The 12,903-nt window shown below is 51.6% G+C and carries 11 protein-coding genes; 8 read left to right on the top strand and 3 right to left on the bottom strand.

All coding sequences use genetic code 11. The features are described from left to right. The first annotated feature begins 32 nt into the window (after window positions 1-32). From SH678x_RS22160 to SH678x_RS22125, 8 genes are all read left to right on the top strand, one after another. Complete coding sequence (locus tag SH678x_RS22160; RefSeq protein ID WP_496920649.1) at window positions 33-998, top strand: hypothetical protein; 966 nt, start codon at window positions 33-35, stop codon at window positions 996-998. Window positions 999-2,066: 1,068 nt separating this feature from the next. Continuing rightward, window positions 2,067-2,669, top strand: coding sequence for a recombinase family protein (locus SH678x_RS22155; RefSeq protein ID WP_496920648.1), 603 nt, complete (start codon window positions 2,067-2,069; stop codon window positions 2,667-2,669). Beyond that, the gene (locus SH678x_RS22150) at window positions 2,657-3,022 is read left to right on the top strand and encodes a hypothetical protein (protein WP_496920647.1); all 366 of its coding nucleotides are present in this window, start codon (window positions 2,657-2,659) and stop codon (window positions 3,020-3,022) included. Before SH678x_RS22155 ends, SH678x_RS22150 begins: the two co-directional genes overlap by 13 nt. Next, on the top strand, window positions 3,019-4,419 hold the full coding sequence (locus tag SH678x_RS22145) for a terminase large subunit domain-containing protein (protein WP_496920646.1): 1,401 nt from the start codon (window positions 3,019-3,021) through the stop codon (window positions 4,417-4,419). The genes SH678x_RS22150 and SH678x_RS22145 overlap by 4 nt, the downstream gene beginning before the upstream one ends. Window positions 4,420-4,437: 18 nt before the next feature. Then, window positions 4,438-4,908, top strand: a complete 471-nt coding sequence (locus SH678x_RS22140; RefSeq protein WP_496920645.1) for a hypothetical protein — start codon at window positions 4,438-4,440, stop codon at window positions 4,906-4,908. 45 nt (window positions 4,909-4,953) lie between these two features. After that, window positions 4,954-5,232 (top strand): hypothetical protein, encoded by a 279-nt coding sequence (locus SH678x_RS22135; RefSeq protein WP_496920644.1) that lies wholly within the window; start codon window positions 4,954-4,956, stop codon window positions 5,230-5,232. Window positions 5,233-5,336: 104 nt separating this feature from the next. Then, a complete protein-coding gene (locus tag SH678x_RS22130) occupies window positions 5,337-5,552 on the top strand; it encodes a hypothetical protein (protein WP_496920643.1) in 216 nt (71 codons plus the stop codon). An 84-nt stretch (window positions 5,553-5,636) separates the two neighbouring features. After that, a complete protein-coding gene (locus tag SH678x_RS22125) occupies window positions 5,637-7,466 on the top strand; it encodes a recombinase family protein (protein ID WP_496920642.1) in 1,830 nt (609 codons plus the stop codon). Window positions 7,467-7,531: 65 nt separating this feature from the next. Here the strand turns inward: SH678x_RS22125 and SH678x_RS22120 are convergent, their stop codons facing one another. From SH678x_RS22120 to SH678x_RS22110, 3 genes are all read right to left on the bottom strand, one after another. Then, entirely contained in the window at window positions 7,532-9,724 is a 2,193-nt protein-coding gene (locus SH678x_RS22120; protein WP_496920641.1) for a glucoamylase family protein, read from the bottom strand. Between the two features lie 84 nt (window positions 9,725-9,808). After that, window positions 9,809-10,972, bottom strand: coding sequence for a DUF1559 family PulG-like putative transporter (locus SH678x_RS22115; protein ID WP_496920640.1), 1,164 nt, complete (start codon window positions 10,970-10,972; stop codon window positions 9,809-9,811). A 106-nt stretch (window positions 10,973-11,078) separates the two neighbouring features. Next, window positions 11,079-12,632: a PEP-CTERM sorting domain-containing protein gene (locus tag SH678x_RS22110; protein WP_496920639.1), complete on the bottom strand. Its 1,554-nt coding sequence runs from the start codon at window positions 12,630-12,632 to the stop codon at window positions 11,079-11,081. Window positions 12,633-12,903: the final 271 nt, after the last annotated feature.

The raw sequence follows: 12,903 nt of genomic DNA, 5'->3' as shown, positions 1-12,903 counted from the left end.
CCCACGCACTTTTTTAGGGAAGGACAACAAAAATGTTCCGCACGTTATCAGATGAAGAAAGGGTCAAGTCCAGCAAGCTTTTCAATTTTGCCCGCGAAGCCAATGAAAACGCCGAAAAGTTCGTCACCGGTGTAGTCACAAACTTAGAACATGCGCGGGCAGCCGGGGAAGCCCTGCACAATGCTAAACGATTAGCTGGCCATAAGAATTGGACTGCTTGGCTGCTAAATAATTTTAAGCAATCCCCTGAAACGGCGCGGCTTTACATACGAATCCACCTGCATTGGGATGTTCCTGAATTTGTAGCAGCCCGCATGGAAACGGATGCAATCAGAAACATCAATGGCGTGATAAAGCTCATCCGCAATTCCAAGGACGCATTGCCAGAATTGCCCGATGAAAACCGTGGCGTGCTGAAAGGCTTACTTTGGAACTACGTTGAAAAGAAGGTGGACAAACTTTCGGAAAGTGACCTGCAATTGTTCGCCAAGAATCTCCCCAAGAATAGTTGGGAGAATTTTCTAGAGGCAGCTAGGGATGAGGCCGCTTGTAGAGACCTCACAGTGTGGGAATCAATCATTGATTTGTACCAAGATAAGATCAATTTCTGGGATGACCACCAAACCGGTGGTGAGCCAGATTATTTGGCAGCTTGTGAGTGGTATCAAAAGCAACACCCCGGCACTAGCATCCCCACAACGTCTGAGCATGACATTATGAATTTGATCTGGCAAAACTTTAATCACCTATGGCGGCAGACGATGCGTGGCGTGGTAAGACTCCATGCTGAACAGCTTGCAGAAAAGGAAAAGTTAAACGCCGCCCACTTGGATGATGATGAGTGGCAAGAAGTCTTAGCTGAAACGCTTAGCACTTCCCAACTAAAAGAGGATGACCTAGTTGCCGCTCATTTGGCTGATCCCGTATGGCAAGCGGTTTTAAGTGGTGAGCAATTCCAAACTTTTGGTTTGCTAAAGATGAATGGAAAGTTGGATTAGCTGATTTCTCTAATCACTTCACAAACAAGAAAACTAGGGGGGATACCATGCAAACAATCAGAGGCCCGTAAGCATTAGCCAACCACGGAAAGCCCATTGGGTAGTGATGAGACGAATAGTCCCGTGGGAGTACCCAAACGATCCCTGGAAATGTGTTGAGCACCCCCTGAGAGTGGGCTAGAAATCCGGCGCTCCATATTTAAGCGGCCAGTAGATGATACCCAAAAGTTTGATTTCCACTATCACCCCCAACCAGCGACACATACCCAAGATACCGATGATGCCAACGTACTATCCGATGATCCCAGCAATGCCAACGACCTACGCACTGGCAGCCATGCCAACAGCACCACGGGATTGATGTTTTGCTGCAAGTGTAAGTTACCAACTACCAATAACCGTGGCCACTTTTCCCCGGTATTTGTGCTGCTGCTAACCAATTTTGTGCGCAACGCATGACCTGTAAGTCGTGGCTTACAACTTTACATATTGTTCATCCACTAGGTTTGTCCATTGACCCATGCTGGCCAATGCTTGGGGCCACCGGTTGGCATCCCTTGCACTATTTTACCGGTTGCACCAATGCAACGCGACACAAGCCAACGTAGCGTGCCAAGTGTCCATGGATGCTTAGTTGTGTTTGGTTGTGGTGCTGTAAGTGGTGAAGTTTCCATTGATTCAGTGCTGCTTGATGTTTGTGCAATGTTGCTTGATGTTTAAGTGCCAGATGAATTGGCAACCGTTGCTAGTTGTTGTTGCACGTTGAAATGATTTTCCAAGAAGGGTTAGGAGGTGGCCCTCTGGGGGGTGTGGGGATGTTCCGTCTGAGACAACAAAATTTCCAACAACCTTACATAGATCACCACCAGCAACACCACTACACCATCAAACTTCCACCAATAACGCCACTGATTATAAATGACCAACTTGAGAGAAAACAATTTTGGCAACTTTTTACACGGTTGCGAGTTTACAACGTGTTAAATGGTGCTAATATGCAAATGATAAGTAAGCACTATAGGACATAATTCCCAGCCGTTTGCCAACACCATCATCCGGACACTTGAGATGACAAAGCACATTGCAGTCTATTGCAGGGTATCAACCACTGACCAAAGTGTTGCCAGCCAGATGCCTGACCTTGAGCGATATGCAAATGCACAAGAGATAGAAGTGCATTGGTACATGGATGAATGGTCCGGGAAGACCATGGACCGCCCCGCATGGAATGCTTTGCAAGACGCCATTACGAGCGGCAAGGTGGCCAGTGTGGTGGTGTGGCGTTTGGACCGGTTGGGCAGAACTGCCAGCGGATTGACCAAGCTATTTGATGAGTTGCACACCAAACGAATTAATCTTGTTTCCCTTAAGGATGGCATAGACCTAAACACACCAGCAGGCCGGATGATGGCAAACGTACTTGCATCTGTTGCGCAGTTTGAAACTGAATGCAGAAGTGAGAGGGTGAAGGCCGGTATAGAAGCTGCCAAAGCTAAAGGGAAAACGTGGGGCGGTTCCAAGCCCGGTAAGCGCAAGATTACCGCCGAACGCGAGCAAGCGATCCGTGATTTATATGACAGGGGAACGCCAATAACACAAATCGCCATAGCGCTTGGGATTAGCCGACCCACAATCTATTCAGTGCTGGAGGGTGCCAAGTGCCAAAGCTAAGCAAACTACCTGAGAAGTTCAGTGTGGGCTTCATCCGGATGTTGGACCAACGCACAGAACTCGCGCAGCGTTTGGTAGCTGCCTATGAGGAAATTCTGGACGATCTTGGGGGCAGTGGAAATGTCACCTACGCCAAGGCGACCATGATTGAAAGATTTGTCTTCTTGGAGTCGGTAATCCAGAACATGGAATGCCAGATTGCACAGAACCCTGACCGTGCTGACGAGCTTACAGGAAAATGGATTCAGGCTTGTAATGCTTTGAGCGGGATAGGCAAGGGTATATCTACTATGGGCAAGCGTGTGCGTAAGGCCAGCGACCTAAAGCAATATCTTGAGGAAGCCAAGAAGTGAACATTCTGCAAGCCATTAGTGACCCGAACTTGTTCCGCCCATTTCTTGGCGATGACTTGGACTCATGGCGTCCGTGGCAGACTGCTTTGCGAGCATTGTATGGCAGACCAATTGCTGCCAAAGCCAGCCAAGCACTTGTACGCCAATGCACGGGCCGCGACCCAGCTTTGTTGCCAGAGCAGGGTTTTGACAGCGCATTGTTCCTAACTGGCAGACGTAGTGGCAAGTCGCGGATTGCAGCGATCATTGGTGCGTTTGAAGCTGCGCTCTCCGGCAACGAAAAGCGGTTGGCCCGTGGGGAAAGTGGCGTTGTGGCTATTGTAAGTCCTTCACGTTATCAAAGCCGCATTGTCAAAGATTACCTGCGAGGAATTTTCCAAGCCCCATTGCTGGCCGACGAGATTGTCTCCGATACGATTGCAGGTTTTGAGTTGCGTAATGGCACCCGCATTGAAATTTTAGTAGGTGACTTCCGCAGCGTAAGAGGATACACGCTTCTTTGCGCCTGTATAGACGAGGCAGCATTCCTAGGAATTGATGCAGAGTCCAAGGTGCGGTCTGATACCGAATTAATTAGGGCGATAACTCCAGGTTTGGCAACGACCGGAGGAAAGTTGATTGCGATTTCATCGCCATACGCACGGAAAGGCTGGTGCTACAAAATTTGGCAACAGTGTTGGGGCAACGATCTCGCGTCCACTTTGGTTTGGAATGCCCCGAGCCGCACGATGAATCCCACACTAAGCCAGCGCGTGGTTGACAAGGCAATGGCCGAGGACTTGCAAGCCGCTAAAAGTGAGTACATGGGAGAGTTCAGGGATGATATTAGTGCGTTCCTTCCACGCGAAGTTATTGAACAACTTGTGATTCCGGGACGGTACGAGCTGCTTCCTGATAAGGGGCTCCACTATAACGCATTTTGTGATGTGAGCGGTGGCCGTTCCGATGACGCAGCCCTTTGCGTTTCCCATTGCGAGGGCAGAAAAGTTGTCATTGATCTTCTGCGCAGATGGCGACCACCACACAACCCACATTGGGTCATCCAACGCATAGCGGAAGAACTTAAGCGCATTGGCCTGCGTCGGGTGGTTGGCGATGCCTATGGAGCTGATTTTGTGACAACCACTTTTGCCGGTTGTGGGATCGATTACCGTCGTAGTGAGAAAAACAAAAGTGAACTGTACTTAGAACTTTTACCAAGGCTTTGCAGTGGTGAAATAGAACTTTTAGATGACGAACATTTAATCAATCAGCTTAGTAGTTTAGAGCGGCGAGTGCGGCCAAACGGAAAAGATCAAATTGACCACCCTAGTGGCCAGCATGACGATTTGGCGAATTGTGTTGCGGGAGCGGCTGCTTTTGCTGCAAAGCCAATGATAGTGGTTGGGGGTTTTTGACACGAAAGGAATGGAACAATGATCGTAAAAGAAGAAGCAGCAGACTTTGATGCGAGGCATGGCGGAAACCCCGTGCTAGGTGATCGCCACATGATTTTGCTGCCCGACGGTGCAATGCGTGAGAATTCCCATTTTGGAGTTTGGATTGAACCAGCTGCTGACCCGTGGCAACGTGCTAAGGACATCCTTTCATACCACGAAACGCGATTACGGAAGGCGATGGCAGCATTTGATGAATGGCGACTTCACTTGGAACGCTTTTGTGAAGCTTGCTTGCGAAGTGGCGATCCGCCACCCAGCAACGACGACCTGGAACGCTTGGAAAAGTTAAGGGAGATCGTGAAAACTTGCCGCGCTGCGGTGGCAGAAGCCTCCAAACAAGTAGACGCCAGTAAGCCTATTGCGTTGATCCAACGTGAAAACCTTGCAGCTGAGCGACGGGCCGACACAGAGAAATTTCTTGAACGATTGGCGAAGGTGAAAGTTTAACGCCACTGATTTTTTTAGTGGCACAACTAAGTAAGTGAGGAACAGATGTTAAAGAAAAATGTTTTCATCGCTTGTGAAGCGAGCGGGCAAATCGGCGAAGGCACACCCTTACCACTGCCCACGCATAAGGGCGACAAAGGGCTTTTGGCTAACAGTGCCAGCGATGCGCCCTTGGGGTTGCCTTGCTGGGATGGCGCAAGCGACAAGGCATTGTTGGCCAATAGCAACCGCGACACGTTGGCTTTGCCATCGTGGGATGACAAAACATTACTTGCCAATGCCCAAACAGATGACGCTCCACTTGGCTTGCCAAGCTGGGATTGAACATTGTCCGGGGCGCGGTGGCAATCGGTTTGTTGGAAGACCTCCCGACAAATTGAGCGTATATAGGTTCGCGCAGCTACCGCGCCCTTTTAAGACTTTGAAATATGGCTGACGATCCGTTTGCACCGAAATACGAACCCACCCCAAAAGAAATCGCACGCGCTTGTGCGATCATCCAGATGGGTTGGTCCGACCACGAAGAGCGGACGCGGCGAAGTTGGCTTGTCGCACAAGAAGAAGTCCACTTCCCAACGCTATCATTTTTGAACGAACATTTTGACCTGAGTGAATATGACACTGGCGGCACAGCACGGGATTGATCCCCCGCAACGGGCCATCCCATCCCTGACCGGATGGCCATGCCGCACTCTTATCACGGTTAGGGTGAAAGTTAGGGAGCTAATATGGCAGTAGTTGCCGACGACACCTTGGTTCCAAAGGTGTTTTCTTACCGACGCTATTCTTCCGATGAGCAACGTAAGGGGGATAGCACGCGCAGACAGAATGACGCTGCAAAACGCATTGCCGATGAGTTGGGTATGCCATTGGACGCGATGCTGAAAATTGCAGACGACGGCATAAGTGGTTACACCGGAGCGCACAGAAAGACAGGGGCGCTTGGCAAATTCCTACGCGACGTTGAAGCTGGCAGGATCGCTCCAGGAAGTGTTTTAGTAATAGAGGAGATTAGACGCTTATCACGCGAGGGGGTGGTAAAATCCTTCCGTGAGATTCTTTTTAAGTTGTGGGATCACGGTATCACGGTAATGACCGTTGAGCCACGGGCAAAATATGGCCCTGGTTGCGACACGAAACCTGAGTTCATCGCACTACTGATATATTTGCAGCAAGCCAATGATGAATCGCGTTACAAATCCCATGCGGTAAGACAAGCTAAAAAGGAAAACCGTAGGAAAGCCCGTGATGAGAACAAGATCATCAAAGGCCGAATCCCTGGTTGGTTACGGTTGGTTGGTGCGGGAGAAGATGCAAAGTTTGAAGTGATCCCCGAAGCGGCGGAAACAGTTCGTAGAATCTTTGCCTACAAACTGGAAGGCATTGGCCTAGAAAAAATGGTTGGATTGCTGAACACGACAGCTACATGGCATAGGCCAAAAGGTTGGCGGAAATCTTACATAAGCTACATCCTCCGTAGCCGCGCTGTGATCGGGGAATACCAACCGAACGTGATAATGGACGGTAAGCCAATGCCAGAAGGCCCACCGATCCCTGACTACTTTCCCGCCATTGTAGACCCTGCCAGCTTCCATGCGGTCCAAGAAAAGTTCGCTGCCAATAAGGGCAAGGGGGGCCGTACTGGCAAGCATAGCAACCTTTTCACGCATTTGGTTAAGTGTGCGTATTGCGGTGGTGCCATGCGATTTTCAAACCAATATATGGTGTGCGATCGCGCTGCAAGGAGGATGGGCTGCCAGCGCCATGCGATCCGCTACGATGAATTTGAACGAACCATTTTGGAATTTGCCTACAAGCTGAAACCCGACCAGGTGTTGCCCAACCAAGACGAAAAGCAAAAGGTCTGCTCTGCCCTACAGCAACGAATCCAAGGCAAGCTGGCAGAACAGGCAGACAAGCTACAGCAGATAGAAAACTTCACGGACCAAATTGGACGCACTGCATCACCGACATCCCGTGACCGGTTCTTGGGCCGCATTAGGCAGCTAGAAGAACAATCAGAAGCTATTGATACAGAAATAGCCGATGCCAAAACGACTTTGCAGGGAGCGGAAGACGGCATGGCCACAATGGCCCGTTGGCAAGCCGACCTAGCCACGTTATGCCTAGAACTGGATAAGGGCGACCCAGTATTGCGGATGCGTTTGAAAGGCCACTTGCGGGAATTTATCGCACGGGTGGAAGTGTTCCCGGTTGGGTTTAAGGATGGGAGCGACCGCATTGCTGAATATCTGGAAGCAGTGGCCAGTGAAGCCCACCCGGAGATTTACGCGGACCCAAGCAAACCGAAAGCCAAGCGTAAGCAATTCTTCCGATTTGTGGATTACGTTGCAAAACTCCGCACCAGCAAGGAAGGACGCTTTTACCGTATCCACTGGAAAACGGGTGGGATGCTAGATGCCGTTCCCACTGGCAGCCTTGCGGACGGTATGCGGATGGTTCCGTATGCAGGGGGCAAGGTTGCCCAGTTTATAGGACCGGACGTTGGCCAATTGTGGAAACAGTTTAAGCGGGCAAAGCGACCAAGCCCAAAGTAGTTAAATCGTAAACAACACCCACGAAATTTGGCCACGGAACGGATTGGGAGGCGAGTGCCAACAATTTAAGGAGAAACAGATGTCAGGTCTTTTTCAAACCCGATCTTGTCGAGAGCCGGCTTGATTTCAGGATTGGCCATGAAGTTGCGCCAGCAGAGACCAGTACGATGGTTCTCTATTCCAACAACGATTTGTGCTTGATTCAAACCCATATAACACTCGTCGTACCAGTCGGTCGTCTCGTTGAAGCCATCATGAAATCCATAAACGCCCCAAGTTTTATCACCGAGTTGGCGATAAAAGTGTTTGAGGGCTGCCATGGACTCAGTCGGCGTGTACGGCATGACACCCAACGCAGCCGACGCGCAAATCGTGCCATTGTCATCCTTGGGTTGCGGCTTGCCTCCGCCCGTGTTCACACCTGCTGACAATCCCCAGCAATCCGGGCCATAGCCCTTGCGCTTATTGGGATTGGCCATGCAGTACCCGCGGTTGATGAGAGCCAGTTGGCGATTGTTATGGAAATAGTTGGTGTATTTGTCTTTGATCCCACGCGGATCGAATCCTAAAAATGAGAACTGGGCAAAAAACAAATCTCCTCCCGTGCCACATCCCACGTCAAGTTTGTGACCATAGTACGTGTGCCCGTTTGCATAGAGATCGCCATCGGTGGTGCGGCTCCAGCCATGTCGATAATCGGCGGCATACTCGGACTGACCCGCCCATCCGGTGTAGTACAAACTTGCCGGGATGGCATGCGTGGGCGAAGCAATCCCCAGCAGATAAACGATCATCGTTTCATTCCAACCGATCAAGGGATGACTGATGTGCCAACCATAGTCGGGCGACCAATGCCAGTACAACACTTCGCCATCAGGAGTCTTACGAAACCAGTCCCACTCGACTTCCTGCCAAAAGCGAGAAATCGTACTTCGGATTTTCTCTTCCTGGGGATTATCTTCCGAGAAGTATTGCTTGGCAGTTAATAAGCCTTGCATCATGAAGGCTGTTTCGACGAGATCGGCGCCATTGTCGTATTTGCCGAACAAGGGCCATGCTTTTCCCGTTCTGCCATCGAGGAAGTGTGGCCAAACTCCATGAAAGCGATCGGCCTTTTCTAAGAAGGCGAGAATTTTTAAGAGTCGCTCGACGGCTTGATCTCGCGTGATGAAGCCACGTTCGGTTGCCACGACGAGCGCTGAAATTCCGAAACCAGATCCTCCGAGTGCGACAAGATCCTTGTCTCCTGGCGTTGCTTCTAGCGCCATTCCCGCGTTGGGATGTGCCCCTTCCCAGTAGTACTTAAAGCACGAACGCTGAACCATATCGAGGAGTTCGTCATCCGAGAACGTACGAGTCTCACCTGAAACGCTGCTTGAGAGGGGCGATTCGTGATTGGCGATGTCGACCGCACTCACTTTGTACGTCGCTTTTTTGTCTTGCCCCACATAATCAACACAGCGTGGGCAATCGGCGGGCCGGGTCAGAATGGGGACAAACTCTTTTCCATCCCATGATCGGTAAACACGAAAGCTCAAGACCTTGGAATCCTCACCAGGGCTCCAACTCAGTTCGCAATGACTGTCTTGACCGACAACCGACAGATTGGTGGGAGCCTCGAGTTGATGAGGCGCAAACTGATCTTCATCGGCAACAAAAATATCGTCGACGAACAATGTGTGTTCATGTCCATCATCGAGCCGCTGACAGATGACGATACTGCCGATCTGCCGAGAGTTAAATCGGGAATCGGTGGTGCTTTGATACATGCCCCCAAAGTCTGGCAGATGAAAACTCAATCGCGTCCATTGGCCTGCGGGAAGATCGACCCCCGCCTTGAGCAACGGGGTATCAGGAAGATTCGCTCCCTTTTTGTCGAGGATGCGCAAGATCGGCGAGGCGCTCGCTTTGAGCCCTTGGGGGGCCAGACACCATATCGAAAGCGTGTTCCCCTTGGTTTCGAGTTCAGGACCAAGGCGCAGCGGCATCTTGATCGAAACTTGCCAATCACCCCCCTGGATGGACTTCCAAGTGATGCGGAGCGCGTTGCCTGGGCTGATAAAGTTTTCTGTATCAACGGGACACTTGCCATCGGTCTGTTCGCAAGTGCTGGGGGCAAGCGAGTAAGAAGTGCTGTAAGTGTAGCTATTATCCGCAGCGCTATTTTCGAAGAGGACGTGTGAATCGTGAAATGACGGGTCGGCGTAGATGTTTGGAGCTGACAGCACGATAACGGCCAGCGCATGACAAAATCTCATCACAGTCTACTTCTCCAAAAAAACACCCCGCGAGAAGAGCAAGTCTACTGCGGGGTAGGATGATCAAGCTATCAAGCTGCGATACTACAACTGAGACGTATCGAGGACTTCGCCACCCGCACGTGTTGCCAGGGCATTGAAGATCAGGTGATCGACATCGAAATTGATAAAATGCCCCGAGGCATCAGCATAAACTGCATTGACTCCACCCGGGTGAGCCGATCCAAAAAAGAGTACAGGAATGTCACCACCAAAACCGATGCAAGTGCGGCGAATTGCTGAACTGCTATTATGGCAGACACTTGTATCGCCATCGCTGATCGGTGGCACACCAGCAAAACGTATTGAATCCGGATCCCAGCCGTCCGACCACCCTCGGTCGTCAGAGACCTGACCAGCGCCTTGATCGGGCGCGGGTGGCTCTTGTCCTTCATAGAGGTCGGAACGGACCACTTTTTCAGAAATCACAAGAGTGTTACTTAATCCATCGGAAACCTGGCCAGGCTTTACAGCCGTCGGAAAGCCTGGGACCATTTCGCCAACAGCAGGAGTTGTGGGCCCGGCGGGCGTAATGATGCGATAAGGTGTCCGCACGATCACCCCGCCATAGATGGCGTGCCTCGCAGGGTCCGTACCCCAGGTACCAGCACGCTGGGGGTTGTCACCACACCAATAAGAGCGAATCGCGAAACCTGGGCTAGGCCCTGTGAACGGCCAAGCCGCCAAGGGATCGTACGCTGTCGATCCACAGTATTCAGTATTGTTAATGCCGGCGGGCTGGGCGGTGGCATAGTCAGTGAGATGCGAACCCCCAGGACCTATGATTCCAGCTCGGCGTGAGGGGCAATTATACAGCCCTACGATCGTGCCCTTTAATTGTGGTGTCGAGACAATACCCTTCACGGCGTTTTGCTCGAGGTAAGGGAGCAATTGATAGAAAGCTCCCAAGCCCTGCTTATTGGCCCCGTTCGCTTTGCCTGGATTATTGGTTCCTCCAGTCGTGTAATCTTCAATATTTGGGTTTGGAGCATTTCCACCCGTCGGAAAAACTTTTTGCGCATCAATATGGTTCTGCAAGGCGATCCCCATCTGTCGTACTTGGTTGACACATTGAGTTCGCCGAGCCGCTTCGCGGGCGGCTTGGATGGCAGGTAGCAACAAGGCAACCAACACACCGATAATCGCGATCACGACTAACAGTTCAACAAGGGTGAAACCACGTTTCGGCAGTCCGTTCTGCTTGGTCATGACCACGCTACTCCAGAATATCTGAGACTTCGAATGCCACTATGTTTAATCGTCCGACTGCCGAGCGTGGCTGCACGGCAGTCGGACTTAATAAATACGCAATCGACTAACTCTTCCGTCCACTGCGACGGAAACTGATCGCAGCCAGTCCGAACGCCACGAGTGCCAGAGAGGTCGGTTCGGGGACAGCCGCAAACAGGACAATCGAGCCGCCAGGTCCATCCAGCGTGAAATCGTCGAAAAAGATTGACTGATTGCCAAGCGCACCACCGACGTCCTGATTGAACACAGCGTCGATCATCCTCGCTGAGATCCGCACGAATTCCGTGCCGGCTGGGGCCACGGCACCCGTGAAAAAGTGTTGACGCCACTGATTGTCATTAGCCACACCGGCGGCCTGTGCCTTGCGATCGGCTTCCACATCAATCACTGAGGTGCTGATCACAGCCTCATTGATATCGAGGAACGCAAGTTCGATTAAGGTCTGGGTAGGCGAAGGTTGGCCAGCCAAAAGACCGGTACAGCCAGGACCCGAGCAGATGGTATCAACACCACCGGAGTAGCCCCCTTCGAATCTTGAAAATCCCGAAAAGTTGAAGACGTCGCCCGCATCGGCCTGAACGGTTTGCGAGATCTGTCCACTAACAGGAGTCGGCTCAAAAAGGGGATGTGATCCGAAAAACGCGCTGTACCAGACTCCGAGCGTGCCGCCCGGGGTGCGATTGGCAAACGAGGCTGTGCGCAAGATTTCGGTTCGAGAGGCGGGCGTTTCAACTTGATTCCAGAAATCAAGCGCGCTGGGGGTACCCAAATTCAAATTCCCATTTTCCAACAGCTCTGTGCCGGGAGCACCCGAGCGCGTCAACGTAAAATCATTGAAAAAGGCCGATTGCAGGTCCCCCGGCGTTTCTTGCAATGAGGAGCCGTTCCAAACCATGTTCAGGGCTTCGGCAACTACGCGCACACTCGCTGTTCCGGCGGGTGCGACGGCCGAGATCGGAGTGATCGTCACGGGGAAGTCGGGGAAGGTCACCTCATCGCGAAGATTCCTGATAAAAGGCGAACCAATGACATTGTTCGACGCATTGAGAAATTCCATGCGAAATTGGGTCGTGGTCGGCGAAGCTTGGCCAGCAAAGGGGCTAGCATCGCCCAAAGTGGTGGCAAAGCCAGAATAGTACTCTTCGAATTCCGCTACCCCTGAAAAGGAGTAGGTGTCGCCGGCAAGGCCAGGAACAACTTGAATCAGACGGGCATTGGTCTGATTCGCGCCGCCAGTTGTGCCATAATTCGCCTGCCAAGCAGCTAGATCCTCAGCGCTTCCAGCGGTTGGCGATCCGCCCCGTTGCCACAGGAGAAAATCGCGACCATCCACATCGCCATCACCATCAAAGTTGCCTTGGGCAGGGCCGACACCCGTTCCACCAGAGAAGCCCTTCACCCACAACACAGAATCCGCAACCGGGCCATCAATCTGGGCGGAATCCACCGATGCGCTGGAACCGGTCACGGTTTCAACCAGCGTCCAAAAGGGGACTTCTCCCGTGGCACCACCGGGGTTTTCAAAATTGCCGCTAGTCAAGAGTTCAACGGCCGAGACTCGATTGGCACCGCTGAACGCCAGGGCAGACATGGCGAACACTAAAAACATTCGTTTCATCAGGTTACTCCCTCTAAGAGCTCTCAAAAATGATTGTTTGATGAGTACCCCGGCCATTTATGGAAACCCTCGGAAGGACTTTCCAATTTTCGCAGAAGTCATTTATTAGCACCCACGCCTCAAAACATTCCACGAAGTAATCAAAGTGCTCGCCGGGGAGGGGGCACCTTGATTGTTGGCGACTCCATTTGCTGGACCTCTGCTGCCCGCAAAGAGGCCCGGCTGTTCTCTCATTCGATTCTTATCCGCACGGTCTTTCCCACATTTCCAT

This window comes from Bythopirellula superficialaquae (assembly GCF_059632245.1).
Note: the sequence above shows the minus strand (reverse complement) of the source record. Positions and strands in the feature narration are given on the sequence as shown.

Excerpts from the sequence above, each read along its gene's own strand:
- SH678x_RS22140 (WP_496920645.1), top strand. The coding sequence starts at position 4,438 with ATGATCGTAAAAGAAGAAGCAGCAGACTTTGATGCGAGGCATGGCGGA.
- SH678x_RS22130 (WP_496920643.1), top strand. The coding sequence starts at position 5,337 with ATGGCTGACGATCCGTTTGCACCGAAATACGAACCCACCCCAAAAGAA.
- SH678x_RS22125 (WP_496920642.1), top strand. The coding sequence starts at position 5,637 with ATGGCAGTAGTTGCCGACGACACCTTGGTTCCAAAGGTGTTTTCTTAC.
- SH678x_RS22160 (WP_496920649.1), top strand. The coding sequence starts at position 33 with ATGTTCCGCACGTTATCAGATGAAGAAAGGGTCAAGTCCAGCAAGCTT.
- SH678x_RS22135 (WP_496920644.1), top strand. The coding sequence starts at position 4,954 with ATGTTAAAGAAAAATGTTTTCATCGCTTGTGAAGCGAGCGGGCAAATC.
- SH678x_RS22115 (WP_496920640.1), bottom strand. The coding sequence starts at position 10,972 with ATGACCAAGCAGAACGGACTGCCGAAACGTGGTTTCACCCTTGTTGAA.
- SH678x_RS22120 (WP_496920641.1), bottom strand. The coding sequence starts at position 9,724 with ATGAGATTTTGTCATGCGCTGGCCGTTATCGTGCTGTCAGCTCCAAAC.
- SH678x_RS22155 (WP_496920648.1), top strand. The coding sequence starts at position 2,067 with ATGACAAAGCACATTGCAGTCTATTGCAGGGTATCAACCACTGACCAA.
- SH678x_RS22110 (WP_496920639.1), bottom strand. The coding sequence starts at position 12,632 with ATGAAACGAATGTTTTTAGTGTTCGCCATGTCTGCCCTGGCGTTCAGC.